22 protein-coding genes are annotated in these 21,868 nt (G+C 37.8%); 13 read left to right on the forward strand and 9 right to left on the reverse strand.

Annotated elements, in window-relative coordinates:
• Positions 1-28: 28 nt before the first annotated feature.
• Genes AB3I72_RS06110 through AB3I72_RS06125 form a run of 4 tightly spaced genes read right to left on the reverse strand, consistent with a single transcriptional unit; the run spans position 29 to position 2,089 of the window.
• Positions 29-163 carry an OadG-related small transporter subunit gene (locus AB3I72_RS06110; RefSeq protein ID WP_002356001.1) on the reverse strand — a complete coding sequence of 45 codons (135 nt, stop codon included), beginning with the start codon at positions 161-163 and terminating at the stop codon, positions 29-31.
• 21 nt (positions 164-184) lie between these two features.
• Complete coding sequence (locus tag AB3I72_RS06115; protein ID WP_002383526.1) at positions 185-1,300, reverse strand: sodium ion-translocating decarboxylase subunit beta; 1,116 nt, start codon at positions 1,298-1,300, stop codon at positions 185-187.
• Positions 1,301-1,329: 29 nt separating this feature from the next.
• Complete coding sequence (locus AB3I72_RS06120; RefSeq protein ID WP_086281532.1) at positions 1,330-1,743, reverse strand: acetyl-CoA carboxylase biotin carboxyl carrier protein subunit; 414 nt, start codon at positions 1,741-1,743, stop codon at positions 1,330-1,332.
• A complete protein-coding gene (locus AB3I72_RS06125; RefSeq protein WP_002356004.1) occupies positions 1,727-2,089 on the reverse strand; it encodes a hypothetical protein in 363 nt (120 codons plus the stop codon). The genes AB3I72_RS06120 and AB3I72_RS06125 overlap by 17 nt, the downstream gene beginning before the upstream one ends.
• Positions 2,090-2,492: 403 nt before the next feature.
• On the opposite strand from AB3I72_RS06125, the gene AB3I72_RS06130 reads away from it, so the two are divergent.
• Together AB3I72_RS06130 and AB3I72_RS06135 are read left to right on the forward strand one after the other, a co-directional pair.
• Positions 2,493-3,890: a CitMHS family transporter gene (locus AB3I72_RS06130; RefSeq protein WP_002356005.1), complete on the forward strand. Its 1,398-nt coding sequence runs from the start codon at positions 2,493-2,495 to the stop codon at positions 3,888-3,890.
• Positions 3,891-4,023: 133 nt separating this feature from the next.
• Positions 4,024-4,719: a GntR family transcriptional regulator gene (locus AB3I72_RS06135; RefSeq protein WP_002356006.1), complete on the forward strand. Its 696-nt coding sequence runs from the start codon at positions 4,024-4,026 to the stop codon at positions 4,717-4,719.
• Between the two features lie 43 nt (positions 4,720-4,762).
• Here AB3I72_RS06135 and AB3I72_RS06140 read toward each other — a convergent pair whose 3' ends face one another.
• The 5 genes from AB3I72_RS06140 to rpmH form a co-directional block, all read right to left on the reverse strand.
• On the reverse strand, positions 4,763-5,485 hold the full coding sequence (locus AB3I72_RS06140; RefSeq protein ID WP_002363545.1) for a response regulator transcription factor: 723 nt from the start codon (positions 5,483-5,485) through the stop codon (positions 4,763-4,765).
• A 177-nt stretch (positions 5,486-5,662) separates the two neighbouring features.
• Complete coding sequence (jag, locus tag AB3I72_RS06145) at positions 5,663-6,439, reverse strand: RNA-binding cell elongation regulator Jag/EloR (RefSeq protein ID WP_002361456.1); 777 nt, start codon at positions 6,437-6,439, stop codon at positions 5,663-5,665.
• Between the two features lie 14 nt (positions 6,440-6,453).
• Positions 6,454-7,281, reverse strand: coding sequence for a YidC/Oxa1 family membrane protein insertase (locus tag AB3I72_RS06150; protein ID WP_002356010.1), 828 nt, complete (start codon positions 7,279-7,281; stop codon positions 6,454-6,456).
• A complete protein-coding gene (gene rnpA, locus AB3I72_RS06155; RefSeq protein WP_002356011.1) occupies positions 7,281-7,637 on the reverse strand; it encodes a ribonuclease P protein component in 357 nt (118 codons plus the stop codon). Before rnpA ends, AB3I72_RS06150 begins: the two co-directional genes overlap by 1 nt.
• Positions 7,638-7,840: 203 nt before the next feature.
• Positions 7,841-7,975 (reverse strand): 50S ribosomal protein L34, encoded by a 135-nt coding sequence (rpmH, locus tag AB3I72_RS06160; RefSeq protein ID WP_002356012.1) that lies wholly within the window; start codon positions 7,973-7,975, stop codon positions 7,841-7,843.
• Positions 7,976-8,497: 522 nt separating this feature from the next.
• On the opposite strand from rpmH, the gene dnaA reads away from it, so the two are divergent.
• The 11 genes from dnaA (at position 8,498) to rplI (ending at position 21,607) form a co-directional block, all read left to right on the forward strand.
• Positions 8,498-9,841: a chromosomal replication initiator protein DnaA gene (gene dnaA / locus AB3I72_RS06165; protein WP_002356013.1), complete on the forward strand. Its 1,344-nt coding sequence runs from the start codon at positions 8,498-8,500 to the stop codon at positions 9,839-9,841.
• Between the two features lie 201 nt (positions 9,842-10,042).
• Entirely contained in the window at positions 10,043-11,173 is a 1,131-nt protein-coding gene (gene dnaN, locus AB3I72_RS06170; RefSeq protein ID WP_002356014.1) for a DNA polymerase III subunit beta, read from the forward strand.
• Positions 11,174-11,752: 579 nt separating this feature from the next.
• A complete protein-coding gene (gene yaaA, locus AB3I72_RS06175) occupies positions 11,753-11,998 on the forward strand; it encodes a S4 domain-containing protein YaaA (RefSeq protein ID WP_002356015.1) in 246 nt (81 codons plus the stop codon).
• On the forward strand, positions 11,985-13,112 hold the full coding sequence (gene recF / locus AB3I72_RS06180) for a DNA replication/repair protein RecF (protein WP_002356016.1): 1,128 nt from the start codon (positions 11,985-11,987) through the stop codon (positions 13,110-13,112). Before yaaA ends, recF begins: the two co-directional genes overlap by 14 nt.
• A complete protein-coding gene (gene gyrB, locus AB3I72_RS06185) occupies positions 13,109-15,058 on the forward strand; it encodes a DNA topoisomerase (ATP-hydrolyzing) subunit B (protein WP_002359210.1) in 1,950 nt (649 codons plus the stop codon). Before recF ends, gyrB begins: the two co-directional genes overlap by 4 nt.
• A 55-nt stretch (positions 15,059-15,113) precedes the next feature.
• Positions 15,114-17,615: a DNA gyrase subunit A gene (gene gyrA, locus AB3I72_RS06190; protein ID WP_002361457.1), complete on the forward strand. Its 2,502-nt coding sequence runs from the start codon at positions 15,114-15,116 to the stop codon at positions 17,613-17,615.
• Positions 17,616-17,789: 174 nt separating this feature from the next.
• Positions 17,790-18,092 carry a 30S ribosomal protein S6 gene (gene rpsF / locus AB3I72_RS06195; RefSeq protein ID WP_002356019.1) on the forward strand — a complete coding sequence of 101 codons (303 nt, stop codon included), beginning with the start codon at positions 17,790-17,792 and terminating at the stop codon, positions 18,090-18,092.
• 44 nt (positions 18,093-18,136) lie between these two features.
• Positions 18,137-18,703: a single-stranded DNA-binding protein gene (gene ssb, locus AB3I72_RS06200; protein WP_368023711.1), complete on the forward strand. Its 567-nt coding sequence runs from the start codon at positions 18,137-18,139 to the stop codon at positions 18,701-18,703.
• Positions 18,704-18,728: 25 nt separating this feature from the next.
• Positions 18,729-18,968, forward strand: coding sequence for a 30S ribosomal protein S18 (gene rpsR / locus AB3I72_RS06205; protein WP_002356021.1), 240 nt, complete (start codon positions 18,729-18,731; stop codon positions 18,966-18,968).
• 156 nt (positions 18,969-19,124) lie between these two features.
• A complete protein-coding gene (locus AB3I72_RS06210; RefSeq protein WP_002363542.1) occupies positions 19,125-21,149 on the forward strand; it encodes a DHH family phosphoesterase in 2,025 nt (674 codons plus the stop codon).
• 5 nt (positions 21,150-21,154) lie between these two features.
• Positions 21,155-21,607 carry a 50S ribosomal protein L9 gene (rplI, locus tag AB3I72_RS06215; protein ID WP_002356023.1) on the forward strand — a complete coding sequence of 151 codons (453 nt, stop codon included), beginning with the start codon at positions 21,155-21,157 and terminating at the stop codon, positions 21,605-21,607.
• The last annotated feature ends 261 nt before the right edge of the window (positions 21,608-21,868 follow it).

Here is a 21,868-nt window from a genome sequence, read left to right on the forward strand (position 1 = left end):
TATACGCTGCTCACAGCAATAACCTCCTTTATTTTTTAATTGGAAATAATTTTGTTAGTAATTTAGACGCTAGATAAATGATAAATAAAACAACGAAAACGCCGCCCCAACCAAAACCTAACAGTTCAAAAGCAATTTTTAAATCTTCCATGTTAACAGACATGTATTCGTTCTCCTTTCCGTCCTATGTTAAAAAGGCTAATAGTAAGCCACCAGCAATTACAGAAGCGATTTGTCCTGAAACGTTGGCACCAGCAGCATGCATTAAAATAAAGTTTTGTGGGTCTTCATCCGTAGCCATTTTTTGAATAACCCGACTAGACATTGGGAAAGCGGAAATACCCGCAGCACCAATCATTGGATTGATTTTTTCTTTTCTAAATAAATTCAAGAATTTAGCAAAAAGCACGCCGCCGACTGAGTCCATAATAAAAGCGACTAACCCTAAGCCAATAACCATCAATGTATCGACTTTTAAGAACTCTGCATAGTTCATGCTAACGGAAATAGATAGTCCTAGCAAGATACTAATAATATTCACCAATTCATTTTGAGCTGTAATGGATAAACGATCCAAAACGCCACATTCTCTTAATAAGTTCCCAAACATTAAGAAACCAACTAATGGTAATGACACCGGCGCAATTAACCCTGCGACAATCGTAATAACAACCGGGAAAAGAATTTTCGCTGTTTGAGAAACTTCACCAGCCCGATAAGTCATACGGATCCGACGTTCGGCTTTCGTCGTCACTGCTTTAATCGCTACTGGTTGAATAATCGGAACTAACGCCATGTAGGAGTAAGCGGCAACCATTATGGCCCCCATGTATTTTGAATGTAAGGTATTTGCTACGAAAATAGACGTTGGACCATCAGCGGCACCAATAATCCCAATCGAAGCAGCATCGTTTAAATCAAAACCTAATAAAACAGCCATAATAACTGTAAAGAAAATCCCAAACTGTGCAGCGGCACCAAACATCAACATAAATGGATTTTGTAACAATGGACCGAAATCAATCATTGCCCCAATCCCAATAAATAATAATAACGGGAATAACTCTGTTTTTATTCCAAAATCAAAAAGAACATTAAACGGACCTGGCTCGCCGCCAGCGCTCAATACGCCGGAATTAGGAAAGTTCACTAAAATCGTTCCTAAACCCATCGGCACTAAAAGTGTTGGTTCATACTCTTTTTTTATTCCTAAATACATTAATAGTCCACCAATCAGCATCATCACAATGCGTCCTGGTTCTTGGCCCATTCCTATAACACCTTGAATCAGTGTCTCCACACAAATCACTTCCTCTTCTTAAATTAATTCTAGTTAATTGTTATTAATGGTTCCCCTGGGTTCACAATTTGGCCTTGGGTAACATGAATTCCTGTTACCGTACCTGCTTTTCCTGCAACGATTTCATTTTCCATCTTCATTGCTTCTAAAATTAACAATGGTTGGTTCTCGGACACCGTATCACCAACATTGACTAATACTTTTAACACAGTTCCTGGCATTGGCGCAGGCATTGCATCTGCTCCTGCTGGGGCGGCTGGCTGTGCTGCTGGCGCTGGGGCTGGGGCTGGGGCTTCTTCAACAGCAGGGGCTGGTGTTTCTGTCGTAGCAACTGGCGCTGTTGGTTGTGGCGCAACAGGTGCTGGTTGTGGGACGCCACCGATTTCTTCCATCTCGACTAAATATTCTTTCCCATCAATTGAAATTTTAAATTTGCGTAACATAATGATCCTCCTCAAGGTTTTGTTTTGAAATTCTTTTGACAACTAGCTGAGACTCTTCTGAAAGCTCTGCAGCTATACTGGCTGCAATAATGGCAACTTCTTTTGCTTCTGGATTTCGTTTTGCGATTTTTTTGATAACAAAACGACTTTCTGGAAACTCTCCTGCTGCGATGGCAGTGGCCACAATACTTACCAATTGATATTCTTTTGGCTCAGCAGGAATATATGCTGGTATATCTATCCATCGCTTTTCCAAGTTATCCGCTTCACGTTGGATAACGCTTTCATTAATCTCGGTATCCTGCGTGTGTTGCTCTTTCTTGAATAAGGACTTAAATAGGCCCATATTGTCTCTCCTTTCACTAATTCTTGGTATACGTTCATTATAGAAAAAACCATTAAAAAACCTAGTGAAAACACTAGCTCAGATTGTTCTTTTATTGTTTATTTTGTGAAAAAAACTCTGTAAACATTGATATATAAGCATTTATCAGCCGTTAAGATTCTATTAATATTATATTAAGTTATTAATAAGAATTTGATTGTTGAATTGTTTTTTTGATGTTCTTTTTGTTTTAGGCTATTTATTCTCTGCGAAAGTTTGTATATTCTCACACTATAGACAAACACAAAAAATATTTTTTGTTGTAAACCAGAATACTGTGAAACATTTCTCATGGCTATTCTTTTTTATTAACACCGGTTGTTAACGCTTACAAAAAAGTTCTAAAAAAGAAAGGAAGAAAAACATGTTACTCACTATTTTAGCTTATGGTATGATTATCATCTTTATGTATGTAATCATGAAAAAGAAATTGTCACCGTTTACATCTTTAGTAATTATTCCTCTTATTTTTACTTTGATTGCAATTGCAACTGGAGTAGCGAGTCCGCCACCTGGTGCTGACGGTGTTGTCCCTGAAGTCAACATTGGGAATTTCGTCTTAGATGGGATTTCAACTACTTCAAAAACTGGTATTATGTTATTATTTGCCATTCTTTACTTCTCTATTATGTTGGATGCTGGTTTGTTTGACCCAATCACTAAAAAAATGATTTACTTTGCTAAAGGCGATCCAATGAAAGTCTTGATGGCCACTGCGGTAGTTGCTGCTGCTGTTTCCTTAAACGGAGATGGAACAACCACGACCTTGATTTGCTGTTCTGCGTTTATTCCCATCTACAAAAAACTTAATATGAAATTGATGAATTTAGGTGTGCTTGTTATCTTACAAAACACCATTATGAACTTATTACCTTGGGGCGGTCCAACAGCTCGTGCCATGGCCGTACTAGAAGTTGATGCCGACATTCTTTCTTATCTAGCACCTGGTATGATTTTATCTGTATTGTATGTTATCTTCTTTGTTGCTTATCGCATGGGGAAAAAAGAACGTGCTCGCTTAGGCGTGACAACGCTTACTGATAAAGAATTGGAAGAAATGACTATTGTTAACGATCCAGAATTATTAGAAATTCGTCGTCCAAAGAATTTTGCGTTCAATGGTATTTTAACGATTGTCTTAATCGGTTGGTTAGTCCTAAGTTCATTCGTTGGTCAATTAGGTTTGCCTTCGTGGATTGAAATGCCACCGTTATTATTATTCCTAGTTGGTACTTGTATCGCTTTAATGATTAACTATCCAAAATTAAAAGATCAAAGCAGCCGCATCAGTGCAAATGCTGGTGATGCTGTGCAAGTAGTTATCTTAGTTTTTGCTGCTGGCGTCTTCATGGGCTTATTCCAAGGTTCTGGTATGGCCAATGCCTTAGCAAATAGCTTTGTTAATATTATTCCAAAACAATTAGCCGGCGCTTGGGGCTTAGTGATTGCGTTCATTTCAGCACCAGGAACATTCTTTATTTCAAACGATGGTTTCTATTTCGGTGTATTACCAGTCCTAGCAGAAGCTGGACGTTCTTATGGATTTGACAATATGTCTATGGCTTTAGCTTCCTTAATGGGGCAAGCGTTCCACTTATTAAGTCCATTAGTGGCATTTATTTACTTGCTATTACGTTTAACTGGTTTAGATATGGGCCAATGGCAAAAAGAATCAGCAAAATATGCCTTAGGAATTTTCGTTATTTTCGTTGTTACAATTGTTGCTTTAGGTCACATGCCTTTATTTATTCCACAAAATTAAACGTCGTCGCTGAAACCGTAGGAGTGCCTTTTCTCCTCGGTTTTCTTTTCATTTTGTCTTTTCTTGCGTTATATTTTCATTTTTAATATTATATTTATTATCTATAAAAATAACCTATAGGGAGGTGCCTCATATGAATCCAACAGTTGAAGCAGTAAAACGGAACTTAGATTTAACCAGCAGTAAACCTCTAAAAATTTGTACCTACGAAGCCTTTAAAAAAACCATTATTTTAGGGGATATTCCTGCGGGTGAACGGATTAACGAAAAAGAATTTTCCGAGCAATTAAACATTAGTCGGACGCCCATTCGCTTTGCTTTACAAGAATTGGTCAAAGAACAATTGGTGGAACATATACCTATGGTGGGTATCGTGGTTAAAGGGATTAGTATGAAAGATGCTTATGAAATTTATGATATTCGTAAATCTTTGGACACTTTAGCAACCATTAAAGCCATGGAACTCATGACACCAGAAGATTTTGATGAATTGGAAGCCTTACTTCTCGAAGGAGAACAATACAATAAAAATAACCAAGTAGATGACTTACTACAGAACTTTTCAGATTTTAATTCCTTTATTTATACTAAGAGTCAGATGCTACGTTTAAAAAAAATTGTGACTGATCTCCATGCTTACTTAATCTATTTCAGAGATATTGCAATTCGTGCCTCAGAACGTCGTAGTATTGCCCTAGAAGAACATTGGTTAATTTTCCGCGGAATGAAAACAAAGAATATTGACCAGATTACACTTTTAACCCATGAACATCTAAATCGTTCGCTTCAATTTATTTTGAAAGAAATGGAACGTCGGCAAATTGAATAAGCAAAAAAGACCCGCAGTCGCTCGTGCAACTGCGGGCCTTTTTTCATTTTTTTTGTACGCAACCATCTGGCGTAAAGGTATAACCAATGCCCCAAACGGTCCGAAGGTAACAAGGTTCTTTCGGGTTTTCTTCTAATTTACTTCGTAAACGATTAATAAAAACCATAATCGTATTCGCATCGACATCCCCAGTACCCCAAACACTGCTGTAAATTTGTTCTTTAGAGAATACTTGCTCGGGATTCTCCAGAAAAAATTGAATTAATTGAACTTCTTTCGAAGACAATGAAATAGGTAAATCCTTTTTAAATAGTTGATAACGACCATAATCAAAACGGAAATCGCCTACCTGTAGCTCTTCTTTTTTATAAACATTCAATTGTTTTCGAATCATTCGAGCTCGATTCAACGAAGCAATCACCTGAGCCTTAAAAACATTCAAGGAAAAAGGTTTCGTTATATAACTATCCACGCCCATTTCCAAGGCTGCAATGATATCCTCTTCTTCTTTTTTGCTACTAAAAAAGATAATTGGCACTAGTGGATATTTCTCTCTAATCATTTGGACTAAGTAGTAACCATCGCTGTCATGTTCCAAGTTATCATCTAAAATGAACAAATCAAAGGTAACTCTGGACACGATATCTTTTGTTTTTTCAATTGATTCACTTTGGTAAATAAGAATACCTGTTGATTGTAATGCTTTCCAAATCAAGCGACGAACTGCTGCATCATCATCTACAACCAGTATTTTCTCCGTACGCATACCTGTTGCTCCCCCTACGTCTCTTTACAAAACTTTTTCATTTGAATTTACTACTGAAGTAATTACTGATTATCATAACATAAAAAAAGAAACGGAGACGGCTAAAAAATCATTTAACAAAGAAACGTTGGCAACTATTCAGTCCCTGCTGAGAGTTGCCAACGTTTCTTTGTTTGTTTAAAAATACTTCTTAACTGGTTCAACCACTAAATACCGATAAGGTTCATCCCCTTCAGAATGGGTTTTGATTTGCTCATCTTTACTTAGCGTGTGATGAATTTGTTTTCTTTCAAAAGCCGGCATTGGTTCCAAGAAGACTGGCCGCCCAGTGCGTTTGGCTTTTTCCGCGGTGCGTTTCGCTAAACGTTCCAAAATTTCATGACGTTTTTCACGATAATTTCCGACATTCACAACAATCGATAGCTTATTGCTTGCAATGCGGTGAATAAAGACTTGCGCTAAATACTGTAACGCATTTAACACTTTTCCGTGTTTTCCAATTAAGATACCTTGTTTTTCTGTTTCTAAATGGAAGATAATATTGCCATTCTCGCGCGCTATGCGAACCATGGCAGGGGCGTTCAGTTCATTTGAAATATTCGTTAAATACATCGCTAATTCAGTAATAGCAGCTTCGTCTTCCAGATTTTCTAAAGAATGTGTTGATTCCTCTGAGAGACTAGGAATTGCTTCGGTTAATTCCTCAACTGCTTCTTCCACTGCTGTTGCTTCATCGGCAACAACAATATCTTCCACTGTTTCTTCGACCGCTTCTGTGACTTGCTCACTAATCGTTGGTTCCATTGAAATTTGGGCAAGTTTTTTTCCTAGACCTAAAAATCCTTTTTTTCCTTCGTCTAACACATCAATTGTAACATCCTCTTTGGTTAAACCAAGTGCTTGTAAGCCTTTCTGCGTTGCTTCTTCGATTGTATTTCCTTCATAAATCGGCATCTGAACGACCTCCTTTATTTTTTCTTCCCTTTTTTCTTAGGACTTTTTGCTCGTTCAAGCGCTCGCTCCCGTGCTTTGGCTTGACGTGCTGCTTCCTCCCGCTCTTTACGGATTTTGAATGGATTGTTTAATAACAATGTTTGCCCTGTTTGGAAGGCATTTGAGACCACCCAGTAAAGAGATAAACTGCTGGCTAATGAAATCCCCATAAAGAAGATCATCGCTGGCATAACGTAATTCATAATTTTCAGTGAGGCATTTGTTTCTAGTTGGCTCATACTTGAAAGATACGTACTAGCAAACGTAAAGACAGCCGCTAAAATCGGTAAAATTAAATACGGATCCGGCTTATCGAGGCTTAACCACAAGAACGTTCCTTCTTTTAACTCAGGCACGCGTGAAATGGCTTGATACAAAGCCATCATGATTGGTAGTTGAACCAACAGTGGTAAACAGCCAATGTAAGGATTCACATTATTCTCTGCATACAAACGTTGCTGTTCTTCTCGGAATAAGCGTTGTGTTTCAGGATCTTTTGAAGAATATTTTTGTTGCAAGGCCTTTAATTGCGGTTGCAACTCTTGTGTTTTACGCATACTCTTCGTTTGGAAATGCATCAACGGCAATAAAATAATCCGGATGACTAACGTAAATAGGATAATCCCAATTCCGACACTGCCGCCTAATGATAGGAACTTAATCGCTTGGGCAAAATAATAAACAATGTATCGATCCCAAATTCCTGTACTACTTTCACTTACGGGCGCGGTTCCGCAGGCGGATAAAACAAAGACTAAGGTCACTAACCCAGCCATTAATAATAAGCGCTTATACTTCTTCACTACTCAATTCCCTCTCTTACATCTAATATTTTAGCTAAATTTAACACATGTGTTAAATTAGCTTTCACTTCTTCAGACGATAACTTTTCCAATCCTGGACGTGCAATCACGATAAAATCAATTTCTGGAGAGATACGGTCTTTTAATTGAAATAAACTCGCGCGGATTTTCCGCTTCACAGCATTCCTTGTGACCGCGTTTCCAATTTTCTTCCCAACAGAAATCCCCACTCGAAAATGGGCTTGTTGTGGTTTCTCTAAAACGTACACCACGAAACGACGATTTGCACAAGATTGTTTTTTATTAAACACCTGTTGAAATTCTTTTTCTTTCTTGACACGGTAGGACTTTTTCATCGGCATCCCTTTGTTTCTATATTTTTTTACTTCTTAATAATAATAGCATATTTCCGCTCTTTTTTAGTAGCCTTTTCTATAGAATCCTGCTTTCTTTTATTGAAAACAGAAAAAGAACCCTTAGTTATCTTCACATCTTCCAAAAAATTATGGAGATAACTAAGGGTTCTTAGAAATTGACTGTTTAAAAGACCAGACCATCATTAAGCAGAAATAACTTTTCTACCTTTACGACGACGGCTTGCTAATACGCGACGGCCATTTTTAGTGCTCATACGTTTACGGAATCCGTGAACTTTTTGGCGTTTACGTTTGTTTGGTTGATACGTTCTTTTCATGCAATTACACCTCCTGAAATTGTAACTATCCATCAATATATAGACATACTTTGATAGTATAACGAGTAATAGGGTCTTTTGTCAATAAAATTTAAGAAATATTTCCTGAGAAAGATTCGTTTCAATTATCCACAAATTAAATTTTCCTGTGAGTAGCTTGTGGATAGTTTTCCACATTTTTTTCTGTTCACAGCCATTTTTCCACTAGTTTTACACAAAAAAACAGCCTGTTAAAAAGTTTTGCACAGGTGTTTTTTTAGCTGTTGATAAGTTATTGAAACATGATTGTGTCAAGCTTAATTATTCTCAACTTTTTGTGGATAACTCATTCAACAACCACTTTCTTCCGCAAGTGTCGACACCCTGTGGAAAACTTTTTTCACCCTTGTGTACTTTTTTTCCACATTGAACAATTGCTTGTGGAAAAAGTTTTAAAAAAATGCTAAAATCGACTATGCTCATTCTTTTAAGTTATCCACATTTTTTAGATAACCAAAATTTAAACATATAGGAGGTCACTGTATGCCCGACGTGGAAAGTTTTTGGCATAGCCTTGAAGAAGCCTATCAAGCGATTTTGTCGGCGCCAAGTTTTGATGCTTGGATTAAAACCACACGCCCTTTGAAATTAGACAACAATCAATTGTGGCTAGAAGTCCCTTCTGCAGTTCATCGTGATTACTGGGAAAAAAATCTTTCGGCAAAAATTGTCGAAACTGGATTTAAATTGACCGGTGCAGAAGTGATGCCCCATTTTGTTGTTGCCGATGAAAAAGACGCAGCACTGGCACAAGAACTCGAAGAACCTGCCGAAGAAGAAGTTGTTTTTAGTGAACAAAGTAAAAAAGCGATGCTTAATCCTAAGTACACTTTCGACACCTTCGTTATTGGTAAAGGAAACCAAATGGCGCACGCTGCAGCGCTTGTTGTTGCCGAGGATCCGGGTTCGATTTACAATCCCCTTTTCTTCTATGGTGGTGTAGGGTTAGGGAAAACCCATTTGATGCATGCCATTGGTCATCAAATGTTAGTGAATCAACCAGATGCCAAAGTCAAATATGTTAGTAGCGAAACGTTTACGAATGAATTTATCAACTCAATTCAAACAAAGACATCCGAACAATTTCGGAAAGAATATCGCAATGTTGACTTATTATTAGTCGATGATATTCAATTTTTGGCGGAAAAAGAAGCAACATTGGAAGAATTTTTCCATACCTTCAACGATCTTTACAATGAAAATAAACAAATTGTTTTAACAAGTGATCGCCCGCCGAATGATATTCCAAAATTACCTGAACGATTAGTTTCTCGCTTTGCTTGGGGTTTGTCTGTTGATATCACCCCGCCTGATTTAGAAACACGGATTGCAATTTTGCGCAAAAAAGCAGATGCCGAGCGTTTAGAAATTCCGGATGATACACTAAGTTATATCGCTGGTCAAATTGATTCCAACATCCGTGAATTAGAGGGTGCTTTGGTCCGCGTTCAAGCCTTTGCAACTATTAATGGAGAAGATATTACCACTAGTTTAGCGGCGGACGCCTTGAAATCTCTAAAATCAGTTGGTAGTAAAAATCAATTGTCCATTTTACAAATTCAAGAAGAAGTATCCAAATATTATCATGTGCCTCTTAAAGATTTAAAAGGGAAAAAACGGGTGAAAACAATTGTGGTTCCTCGTCAAATCTCAATGTATCTTGCTAGAGAAATGACCGACAATTCCTTGCCAAAAATTGGTGCCGAATTTGGCGGCAAAGATCATACAACGGTGATTCATGCGCACGAAAAGATTCAGCAATTATTGGAAAAAGATCCAGCGATTCAAAAAGAAGTCAGTGAAATTAAAAATTTATTGAACTCTTAGGATGTGGAAAACTAAACAAAAAAGAACAAAGTTATCCACAACTTATACACAAGTGGATAACTTAGTAAAATCAATGCTCTTTTGACTTTTCCACAGAATCAACATGCCCTATTACTTTTATTATTTACTTATATATAATATACAAAACAGTGGCGTACAAAATTAGAACGTATTGAAAATACTTAAAAAGGAGTTTACATTATGAAATTAACGGTCAAACGAAGTGTCTTTTTACAAGAATTACAAACTGTTCAACGAGCAATTTCTTCTAAAACAACGATTCCAATCTTAACAGGTGTTAAAATTGTGTTATCAGAAGATGGCTTATCACTTACTGGGAGTAACGCGGATATTTCAATTGAAAGTTTTTTAAGTAAAGATGATGAAAAAGCTCAAATGACCATTGAACGCACAGGTAGCATCGTTTTACAATCTCGTTTCTTTGGCGAAATTATTCGTAAATTACCAGAAGATATGTTCACAATGGAAGTTCTAGATAACAATCAAGTTGCAATTACTTCAGGAAAAGCTGATTTTACGGTTAATGGATTAGATGCTGATAATTATCCGCACTTACCAGTAATTGATACTCAAAACCAAATGAAATTACCTGTTCATTTATTGACAAAAATTATTAGTGAAACAGGTTTTGCTGTATCGATGCACGAAAGTCGTCCAATTTTAACTGGGGTCCACTTTATTTTAGAAAATCAAAAATTACTTGCCGTTGCGACAGATTCACATCGTTTAAGTCAACGTGTGATCCCGACAGAACAAGCAGTAGAAGACTTTAACATTGTAATTCCAGGAAAAAGTTTAACTGAACTTTCTCGTTCATTAACCAATGAAGAAGAAATGGTTGAAATCAGCATTATGGAAAACCAAGTGCTATTTAAAACAGAAACAATGTACTTCTATTCTCGTTTGTTAGAAGGAAATTATCCTGATACCAACCGTTTAATTCCAACTAGCCATAACACGCAAATTGAATTTTATGTACCAGAATTGCTTTCAGCAATCGAACGTGCCTCTTTACTTTCTCATGAAGGACGTAACAATATTGTTCGCCTTTCAATTTCACCAGATTCTGTTGTTTTATATGGAAATTCACCTGAAATTGGAAAAGTCGAAGAAGCGTTAAACTATGAAAATGTTTCTGGTGAAGCGTTGGATATTTCTTTCAACCCAGATTATATGAAAGATGCGTTGCGAGCGTTTGGCGATATGAATATTACCGTGAAATTCCTTTCCCCAATTCGTCCGTTTACATTGGAGCCAACCGAAACAGAACTAGATTTCATTCAACTAATTACACCGGTTCGTACAAATTAATCATGTTTAAAAAAGACCTTCGGAAAATCACTATGATCGCCGAAGGTTCTTTTTTGTCGTCTGTTTAAAGCCGATAAACGCTGATAGATAAGCTTTTTAAAACTATAATAGCTTTTACGCTAATATTATTGTGAATGTTTGAACTATCGTTTGACGAATAAATTCTGCCTTTTTTTTCGTGGATAAAGAAAAAAGCCCTTTAATTTTTCGTTTAAGGGCTGTTCATTTTTTTATGAATATTTACTAGTGAAAGAAGTTTACGTTGCTTAAAACGACGCTCAGACCTCTACAAGCTACTTTTCTTCATTGCGCGCCCTCTTCGTTTGTCTTTGAGTTACCCCTAATTGTTTTTTAGTTAAACGATACTCGTCATTTCTGCCAAATCAGGCCCCTTTTTTCTCAAGAAAATATCAATTTCCGTTTTAAAATGCTTTTTAAGAGTTTTTTTATCCTAATAATATTTTCGGTCATTTAGAATTAAAATTGCTTAGAATGAAAATTAGACAGATAAATTTGTTTTCTCTTATGAAAAAGGGTATAATATATATGAGAACGTATTAGAAAAAAGAGGGATGCACATTGAAAAAAACGTTTGTTTTAGCAACTGAGTATATAACGCTTGGTCAGTTTCTTAAAGAAATCAACGTCATTGGTAGTGGCGGCCAAGCCAAATGGTATTTGGCAGACAATAGCGTGTTTGTTGATGGCGAGTTGGAAAATCGTCGCGGACGGAAACTTTATGCGGGCATGATGATTGAGATACCTGAAGAAGGTACTTTTTTTATGGTGAAAAACGGAAACGAGTCCGACGATGCGGCTGAATGAGCTGACACTTCAGCATTATCGTAATTATGAAACAGTCAGCTTAGATTTTCCAAAAACGTTAAATCTTTTTTTAGGCGAAAACGCCCAAGGAAAAACCAACTTGTTAGAAAGCATTTATGTTCTAGCAATGACACGAAGTCATCGAACCAGCAATGAAAAAGAATTAATTGGCTGGGAACAAGCAGCAGCTAAAATTAGTGGCGTGGTTGAAAAAAAAACAGGCACCGTGCCGTTGGAAATTTTAATTTCCAACAAAGGACGTAAAACAAAGGTTAACCACATTGAGCAAAAAAGGCTCAGTGCGTACATTGGGCAATTGAATGTTATTTTATTTGCCCCAGAAGATTTATCTTTGGTGAAAGGCTCACCTCAAGTCCGCCGGAAATTTATTGACATGGAACTCGGACAAGTGAGTCCTATTTATCTTTATGATCTTGTCCAATATCAGTCTGTTTTAAAGCAACGGAACCAATACCTAAAACAACTAGCTGAAAAGAAACAAACAGATACTGTTTATCTGGATATTTTGACAGAACAGCTAGCTGAATTTGGCGGGAAAGTTCTATACGCTCGGTTAGGTTTTCTTAAAAAATTAGAACACTGGGCAAACTTACTCCATCAAAAAATTAGTCATGGACGCGAAACGCTCACCATTGACTACGCATCAAGCATCCCAATTGACAACACGGATCTTTCCTTAGAAGCACTTCAAAATCAATTGCTCCAACAATTAATGAACAATCGTAAGCGTGAATTGTTTAAAGCGAATACTTTTTTAGGCCCTCATCGTGACGATTTGCTATTTATTGTCAATGGTCAAAATGTTCAAACGTATGGCTCACAAGGCCAACAACGAACGACAGCTTTAAGTATTAAATTGGCAGAGATTGATTTGATGCATTCAGAAACAGGAGAATATCCTGTGTTATTACTAGATGATGTCATGAGTGAATTAGATAATGAACGTCAAATTCACTTGTTAGAAACGATTGAAGGCAAAGTTCAAACGTTCTTAACGACAACTAGTTTAGATCACATAAAAGACAAGCTAACAGTTGAACCAGATATTTTTTATGTTCAACAAGGCAAGATAGAAAGGAATTCAGCGACATGACAGAAGAAGAAAAAAACATGAGAGAACGTGCGCAAGAATATGACGCTAGTCAGATTCAAGTTTTGGAGGGCTTAGAAGCTGTCCGGAAACGTCCTGGTATGTACATAGGTTCTACTAGTGGCGAAGGGTTACACCACTTAGTATGGGAAATCGTTGACAACTCTATCGACGAAGCCTTAGCAGGATTTGCTAAATCAATTCAAGTAATTATCGAACCAGACGATAGTATTACTGTTATCGATGATGGTCGTGGAATTCCAGTCGGGATTCAAGCCAAAACAGGTCGCCCAGCTGTGGAAACAGTGTTTACAGTGCTACATGCCGGCGGGAAATTTGGCGGTGGCGGCTATAAAGTATCAGGTGGCTTGCACGGTGTTGGTTCCTCTGTTGTTAATGCTTTATCGACCAGTTTAGATGTTCGTGTTTATAAAGATGGCAAAGTGTACTACCAAGAATATCGTCGTGGTGCGGTTGTTGATGACCTAAAAGTTATCGAAGAAACGGATCGTCACGGAACCACTGTTCACTTTATTCCAGATCCTGAAATTTTTACAGAAACAACCGTTTATGATTTTGATAAATTAGCAACACGGGTTCGTGAATTAGCCTTTTTAAATCGAGGCTTACACATTTCAATTGAAGACCGTCGTGAAGGACAAGAAGATAAAAAAGAGTATCACTATGAAGGCGGGATTAAGAGTTATGTTGAGCATTTAAATGCCAATAAAGACGTTATTTTCCCAGAGCCAATCTTCATTGAAGGAGAGCAACAAGATATTACAGTGGAAGTGTCAATGCAGTATACAGATGGCTACCACTCAAATATTTTAAGTTTTGCCAACAATATTCATACTTATGAAGGCGGAACGCATGAATCTGGTTTTAAAACTTCTTTAACACGTGTGATTAATGACTATGCACGTAAACAAAAATTGATGAAAGAAAACGATGAAAAATTAACTGGGGAAGATGTTCGTGAAGGCTTAACCGCAGTGGTTTCCATCAAACATCCCGATCCTCAATTTGAAGGACAAACGAAAACGAAATTAGGGAACTCAGAAGTACGGACCGTTACGGATCGTCTATTCTCAGAATACTTTACAAAATTTTTAATGGAAAATCCAACAGTCGGCAAACAAATTGTCGAAAAAGGCATGTTGGCTTCAAAAGCTCGTTTAGCCGCTAAAAGAGCCCGTGAAGTCACCCGTCGTAAAGGCGCGTTAGAAATTAGCAACTTGCCAGGGAAGCTGGCTGATTGCTCAAGTAAAGATCCGGAAAAATGCGAATTATTTATCGTCGAAGGAGACTCGGCCGGCGGTTCAGCAAAACAAGGACGTAGCCGTGAATTCCAAGCCATTTTACCAATTCGTGGGAAAATCTTGAATGTCGAGAAAGCCAGCATGGATAAAATTTTAGCCAATGAAGAAATTCGGTCATTATTTACAGCTATGGGAACAGGCTTCGGCGAAGATTTCGATGTTTCTAAAGCACGTTATCACAAACTAGTGATTATGACCGATGCCGATGTCGATGGTGCGCATATTCGAACGTTGTTATTAACCTTGTTCTATCGCTTCATGCGTCCAATTGTTGAAGCTGGTTATGTGTATATTGCCCAACCACCACTATATGGTGTGAAACAAGGGAAAAACATCACCTACGTTCAACCGGGCAAACATGCTGAAGAGGAACTAGCAAAAGTGTTAGAAGAATTACCTGCTTCACCAAAACCAAGTGTTCAACGTTACAAAGGTTTGGGTGAAATGGATGATCACCAACTTTGGGAAACAACAATGGACCCAGAAAAACGATTAATGGCGCGAGTGAGTGTCGATGATGCCATTGAAGCTGACCAAATTTTTGAAATGCTAATGGGCGATCGTGTGGAACCACGTCGTGCGTTTATCGAAGAAAATGCCCATTACGTGAAAAACTTGGATATTTAATGTGTCGCAACGTTGTAAGAGACGCTAGAACATATATTTAGAGGGGAAAAAATTCATGAGTGAAGAAATTAAAGAAAACATTCAAGACGTCAATCTGACCAGCGAAATGAAAGAATCTTTCATTGACTACGCAATGAGTGTTATCGTAGCCCGCGCGTTACCTGACGTTCGTGACGGTTTAAAACCTGTTCATCGCCGAATCTTATATGGAATGAACGAATTAGGGGTAACCCCTGATAAACCACACAAAAAATCAGCCCGGATTGTTGGGGATGTTATGGGTAAATATCACCCCCATGGGGACAGTGCGATTTACGAATCAATGGTGCGGATGGCACAACCTTTTAGTTATCGGGCTATGTTAGTTGACGGCCACGGAAACTTCGGTTCTGTCGATGGTGACGGCGCTGCCGCTATGCGTTATACCGAAGCACGTATGAGTAAAATTGCTTTAGAAATGCTACGAGATATTAACAAAAATACAGTCGATTTCCAAGGAAACTATGATGATTCAGAACAAGAACCAGTAGTTTTACCTGCTCGTTTTCCAAACTTACTAGTTAACGGAACAACGGGGATTGCGGTGGGGATGGCAACAAATATTCCACCACACAATTTAAGTGAAGTGATTGATGCAACAAGTTTATTGATGGACAATCCTGATGTAACGACGAATGAATTGATGGAAGTGTTACCTGGACCAGATTTTCCAACAGGCGGTTTAGTGATGGGGAAATCAGGGATTCGCCGAGCATATGAAACGGGGAAAGGTTCGATTACAGTTCGTGCAAAAGTTGAATTGACTGAAATGCCGAATGGAAAAGAACGTATTTTAGTAACTGAATTGCCTTATATGGTGAATAAAGCCAAATTAATCGAACGAATTTCTGAATTACACAGAGATAAACGAATTGAAGGAATTACCGATTTGCGGGATGAATCTTCTCGTGAAGGCATGCGGATTGTCATCGATGTTCGTCGAGATGTGAGTGCCTCTGTTGTGTTAAACAACTTGTACAAAATGACTGCTTTACAAACATCTTTTGGTTTTAACATGTTAGCCATCGAAAAAGGCGTACCGAAAATTTTAAGCTTGAAACGTATTTTAGAAAACTACGTCGAGCACCAAAAAGAAGTCATTACTCGCCGGACGATTTTTGACAAAAACAAAGCAGAAGCACGGGCGCATATTTTAGAAGGTCTACGAATTGCCTTAGATCATATCGATGAAATCATTGCCATTATCCGTGGGTCACAATCAGATGACGAAGCAAAAGCAACGTTAATTGAACGCTTTGAATTTTCAGATCGTCAAGCGCAAGCGATTTTAGATATGCGTTTACGCCGTTTAACAGGCTTAGAACGCGACAAAATTGAAAATGAATATCAAGAGCTATTGAAATTCATTGCGGACTTAGAGGACATTTTAGCCCGCCCAGAACGCGTCATTGAAATCATTAAAACAGAGTTAAATGACGTTCGCACAAAATTTGGTGATGCACGACGCACAGAATTATTAGTAGGTGAAGTCCTAAGTCTTGAAGATGAAGATTTAATCGAAGAAGAAGAAGTCGTGATTACGTTAACCAATAACGGCTACATTAAGCGGATGGCAAACTCCGAATTCCGGGCGCAACGCCGTGGCGGACGTGGTGTCCAAGGTATGGGCGTTCACGATGATGATTTCGTGAAAAATTTAGTTTCTTGTTCAACACACGACACGTTATTATTCTTTACGAACACTGGGAAAGTTTACCGAGCAAAAGGTTACGAAATCCCTGAATACGGTAGAACAGCAAAAGGAATTCCAGTGATTAACTTACTGGGAATTGATTCTGCAGAAAAAATTCAAGCGATTATTTCTGTTGAGGGCAAAGCGGAAGCAGGTAAATACTTGTTCTTCACAACCTTAAAAGGAACCGTCAAACGGACAGCCGTAACAGCCTTTTCTAATATCCGTAGTAATGGATTAATCGCCATTAGCTTAAAAGAAGATGATGAGTTAGTTAACGTAGTAACGACTAATGGCAATCAGAAGATGATTATCGGAACACATGCAGGATACTCTGTCACATTTGATGAAAATACTGTACGTGATATGGGCCGGACAGCATCAGGCGTTCGGGGAATCCGTCTCCGCGAAAATGATTATGTGGTCGGCGCAGCGATTCTGGATGAAAATAAAGAAGTCCTAGTCATTACTGAAAATGGTTATGGTAAGCGTACAAAAGCTTCTGAATATCCAGTTAAAGGACGTGGCGGTAAAGGGATTAAGACAGCAAATATCACTGAGAAAAATGGTCCATTAGCTGGTTTAACCACGGTCAATGGGGATGAAGATATCTTATTGATTACGAACAAAGGCGTCATTATCCGCTTTAACGTTGATTCTGTTTCTCAAACAGGACGCGCAACATTAGGGGTTCGTTTAATGAGAATGGAAGATGGTGCCAAAGTGGTAACAATGGCTGTTGTAGAACCAGAAGAAGTGGAAGAAGAAATCGTTGAAGTTGTAGAAACAACAGAAAACGAAACAACATCAGAAACAGAAGAATAACATAAAAAAGTTTCGCCAGTTGGCGAAACTTTTTTATTGGGGCTTTTCAAAACTATTTCTTGCTTTTGTCCATCAATTAGCATATAATTAGAGATTGTGAACTACCTTTTTAGGTATGTTCTCCTTGCTCTTAGCCAACTAAGAGCCTTGAAGTCCATAGGGAGGTGAAAATCAATGAGTCAAGATACGAAGTACGAAATCATGTACATTATTCGTCCGAACATTGATGAAGAAGCAAAAACTGCTTTAGTAGAACGTTTCGACACAATCTTAAAAGATAACGGAGCAGAAGTTATCGAATCTAAAGATTGGGAAAAACGCCGCTTAGCATATGAAATGAACGGATTCCGTGAAGGCATCTATCATATCGTTAATGTTACTTCTCCATCAACAGCTGGCGCAATCAACGAGTTTGATCGTTTAGCAAAAATCAATGACGATATTATCCGTCATATGATCGTGAAGGTAGAAGCATAATTTGTTTCACATGAAACATTTATTGACGAAAGGAGATGTTTTGAATGATTAATAACGTTGTATTAGTCGGAAGATTGACAAAAGATCCTGACTTACGTTACACCGCTAGTGGTTCAGCTGTTGCGACCTTTACACTTGCTGTAAACCGTAACTTTACGAATCAAAATGGTGACCGTGAAGCAGACTTTATCAACTGTGTGATTTGGCGTAAACCCGCAGAAACAATGGCTAATTATGCCCGTAAAGGTACATTATTAGGTGTTGTCGGAAGAATTCAAACTCGTAACTACGAGAACCAACAAGGTCAACGTGTCTACGTAACTGAAGTGGTTTGTGAAAACTTCCAATTGTTAGAATCTCGTTCTGCTTCAGAACAAAGAGGAACTGGCGGCGGTAGCTTTAATAACAACGAAAATGGTTATCAATCACAAAATCGTAGCTTTGGTAATAACAATGCCGGTTCTGGATTTAATAACAACAACAATAGTTTCAATCCATCATCTTCTCAGTCGCAAAACAATAACGGTATGCCTGATTTCAATAAAGATTCTGATCCATTTGGTGGCTCAGGTTCATCTATCGACATTTCAGATGATGATTTACCATTCTAAACGAATTTGATAGGAGGGAACAAGAATGGCACAACAAAGAAGAGGCGGACGTAAACGTCGGAAAGTCGACTATATCGCAGCAAACCACATCGAATACATCGACTATAAAGATACTGAATTGTTAAAACGATTCATTTCAGAACGTGGCAAAATTTTACCACGTCGTGTTACAGGTACTGGCGCTAAAAACCAACGTAAATTAACGATTGCTATTAAACGCGCACGTATCATGGGATTATTACCATTCGTTAGTGACGAACAATAATTTTATGACAATTTCCAGAACCAAAGAGCTTGCTCTTTGGTTCTTTTTTATCTTGACTAGTGTTTCACGTGAAACATAACAAGGTTCGCAGAATGAAGTGTTTTGTGATAAAATAAGGGATGAAATAACTAGTGAATCACCAGAGCAATACGCTCGTTGGAACAAGTCGCCTCAAAGGTCTGCAGAAAGATTGGAGGCAAAAAAATGCAAAAGAAGAGAATTCAAAAAAACGGTTTCTTAATTGTTGTGGGTCTTCTCTTAGTAGAATTTCTCCTCTATTTCTTACTAACAAATAAATGGCTGCTATTGGCGGTAATTATCGCATTAGATATCTTTCTCTTAGTGGTTATTCGGCTGTTGATTAGAGATGTAGAAATTACGAACGTAGAAAAGATTCAAGAAGCAAGTTCCATTGCTGAACAATCGTTGGATTATGTTGTGAATGAAGTACCTGTGGGGATTATTACGTATAACGGGGAAACACGCGCGGTAGAATGGCTTAATCCTTATGCTGCTTCTATTTTTAATAAAGACAATCAGCTAACGTTAACCGCTAGCCAAGTGACGTCCTATTTAGAATTAGCAGAACGAAACCAAGATATTTTTACGATTGACGAAAATACCTATCGCTTTAGCGTCAATAAAGAACAACATACAATTACTTTTGAAGATATCACTAAAGAAAGTAATTTGTATCAAGAAAAAGTCGAAATGCAAACGGCTATTGGCATTGTGTCTGTCGATAATTATGATGATGTCACCGATACAATGGATGAGAAAGAAATTTCTTATTTGAATAGTTTCATTACGACGATGGTTTCTGATTGGATGGACCAATACAAAGTTTTTTATAAGCGAATCAACGCAGAACGTTATTTTTTCATTGCCCAATGGGAAGATATTCAAAAAATGATGGACGAAAAATTTTCTATTTTGGATACGATCCGTAAGGAATCAGCTAACCATGAAGTAGCCATTACGTTAAGCATGGGGATTGCTTATGGGGGGCCAACCTTAGATCAAACCGGGACCACGGCTCAAACAAACCTAGATACAGCTTTAGTACGTGGCGGCGATCAAGTGGTTGTAAAAGAAGCCAAAGATGAAGCGAAGCCGTTATTTTTTGGTGGAAAAACGGCAGTAACGACGAAACGTTCCCAAGTACGTTCTCGCGCAATGAGCATGGCAATTAAGGGAATTATTGCGGAATCTGCTGACATCTATATTATGGGCCATCGTTATCCAGATATGGATGCGTTAGGTTCAGCATTTGGTGTTGCTCGTTTAGCTTCGTTTAATAATCGAAAAGCGTGGATTGTTTTAGACGAAAATGAAATCATTCCCGATGTCAAAAGAGTGTTAGAGGCGATTAAAGAGTACCCAGAATTAGAAGAGCGCATTATTAGTCCTAAAGAGGCCATGAAGCGCAAGAAAGAAAGTAGCTTATTAGTTATGGTAGATTACCATAAACCGTCTCTATCGATCTCACAAGAGCTCTATGAGCGTTTTGATAAAGTAGTAATCATTGATCACCATCGACGAGGAGACGAATTTCCAGCAAAACCCTTGCTTTCTTATATTGAATCTTCTGCCTCTTCTGCTTCAGAATTAGTCACAGAATTGATCGAATACCAAAGTAATAGCGCAAATAAACTGCAGGCCTTTGAAGCAACCATGATGTTGGCGGGAATTGTGGTTGATACGAAAAGTTTCAATACACGAACGACGGCGCGAACATTTGATGTGGCTAGTTATTTACGAACTTGTGGAGCAGACTCATCTTTAGTACAATATCTATTAAGTTCTGATCTTACAAGCTATCTGGAAATGAACAACTTAATCTCTAAAAGCGAATATGTCACAAAAGATACCGTCGTTGTTGCCGGGAGTGAAGACAAAGAATATGATAGTGTCACAGCTGCCAAAACAGCGGACACGTTACTTTCTATGGCAGGGATTAATGCAGCATTTGTCATTACCAAGCGGACGGATCAACAGATTGGCATTAGTGCTCGGAGTAATGGTTCAATTAATGTCCAAATTATTATGGAAAATTTAGGTGGTGGCGGTCACTTTACTAATGCGGCAGTACAATTATCAAACGTAACAGTAGCAGAAGTAAAAGAGCAACTACTTGATGTAATTCGTCAAAATATTAATGAAATGTATGAACAGGAGTGAAGGAAATGAAAGTCATTTTTTTACAAGACGTTAAAGGAAAAGGAAAAAAAGGGGACGTAAAAGAAGTGCCAACTGGTTACGCCCAAAACTTTTTAATTAAAAATGGTTATGCGAAAGAAGCCAATAAAGGGAGCATGAGTGCATTAGCGGGTCAAAAGAAAGCCCAAGAAAAACATGAAGCAGAAGTTTTAGCACAAGCAAAAGAAATGCAAGCCTTTTTAGAAGATGAAAAGACTGTTGTAGAGATCAAGGCAAAAGCTGGAGAAGATAGCCGTTTATTTGGCTCAATTCCTTCAAAACAAATTGCAGAAGCCTTAAACAAACAATACAATGTAAAATTGGATAAACGCAAAATCGAATTAGCCAACCCAATTCGTTCTCTAGGTTACACTAACGTACCAGTCAAACTACATCATGAAGTTACAGCGAAAATTAAGGTTCATGTCGTAGCGGAATAATACAATCGATAAAAAAGAAGCCGATTTCTCCGGCTTCTTTTTTATGTAAAATAAATTACTAGAATTATTTTTATAATGTTTAAAAATAAAATACACAACACTTTAAATTAATAAAAATATTATATTTTTATTAATTGTATATTTTTTAAAATTGGAAAGTGAACTAAAAATAGAGAAATCAGCAGAGAAAAAATGTACTTTTTTTAATGAAATTGTGTTAAAATGGATAGACTAAATGAACCAGAAAGTAAGACATCGTGG

The sequence above is a fragment of the Enterococcus sp. GC34 genome (assembly GCF_040886645.1).
Classification (GTDB): Bacteria; Bacillota; Bacilli; order Lactobacillales; family Enterococcaceae; genus Enterococcus; species Enterococcus faecalis.

Bases quoted from the DNA above. Each gene is read 5' to 3' on its own strand.
- dnaN (WP_002356014.1), top strand. From the start codon at position 10,043: ATGAAATTAACGGTCAAACGAAGTGTCTTTTTACAAGAATTACAAACT.
- AB3I72_RS06110 (WP_002356001.1), bottom strand. From the start codon at position 163: ATGTCTGTTAACATGGAAGATTTAAAAATTGCTTTTGAACTGTTAGGT.
- AB3I72_RS06130 (WP_002356005.1), top strand. From the start codon at position 2,493: ATGTTACTCACTATTTTAGCTTATGGTATGATTATCATCTTTATGTAT.
- gyrB (WP_002359210.1), top strand. From the start codon at position 13,109: ATGACAGAAGAAGAAAAAAACATGAGAGAACGTGCGCAAGAATATGAC.
- rpmH (WP_002356012.1), bottom strand. From the start codon at position 7,975: ATGAAAAGAACGTATCAACCAAACAAACGTAAACGCCAAAAAGTTCAC.
- AB3I72_RS06120 (WP_086281532.1), bottom strand. From the start codon at position 1,743: ATGTTACGCAAATTTAAAATTTCAATTGATGGGAAAGAATATTTAGTC.
- gyrA (WP_002361457.1), top strand. From the start codon at position 15,114: ATGAGTGAAGAAATTAAAGAAAACATTCAAGACGTCAATCTGACCAGC.
- rplI (WP_002356023.1), top strand. From the start codon at position 21,155: ATGAAAGTCATTTTTTTACAAGACGTTAAAGGAAAAGGAAAAAAAGGG.
- AB3I72_RS06125 (WP_002356004.1), bottom strand. From the start codon at position 2,089: ATGGGCCTATTTAAGTCCTTATTCAAGAAAGAGCAACACACGCAGGAT.
- rpsR (WP_002356021.1), top strand. From the start codon at position 18,729: ATGGCACAACAAAGAAGAGGCGGACGTAAACGTCGGAAAGTCGACTAT.
- jag (WP_002361456.1), bottom strand. From the start codon at position 6,439: ATGCCGATTTATGAAGGAAATACAATCGAAGAAGCAACGCAGAAAGGC.
- ssb (WP_368023711.1), top strand. From the start codon at position 18,137: ATGATTAATAACGTTGTATTAGTCGGAAGATTGACAAAAGATCCTGAC.
- rnpA (WP_002356011.1), bottom strand. From the start codon at position 7,637: ATGAAAAAGTCCTACCGTGTCAAGAAAGAAAAAGAATTTCAACAGGTG.
- AB3I72_RS06140 (WP_002363545.1), bottom strand. From the start codon at position 5,485: ATGCGTACGGAGAAAATACTGGTTGTAGATGATGATGCAGCAGTTCGT.
- AB3I72_RS06135 (WP_002356006.1), top strand. From the start codon at position 4,024: ATGAATCCAACAGTTGAAGCAGTAAAACGGAACTTAGATTTAACCAGC.
- dnaA (WP_002356013.1), top strand. From the start codon at position 8,498: ATGCCCGACGTGGAAAGTTTTTGGCATAGCCTTGAAGAAGCCTATCAA.
- rpsF (WP_002356019.1), top strand. From the start codon at position 17,790: ATGAGTCAAGATACGAAGTACGAAATCATGTACATTATTCGTCCGAAC.
- recF (WP_002356016.1), top strand. From the start codon at position 11,985: ATGCGGCTGAATGAGCTGACACTTCAGCATTATCGTAATTATGAAACA.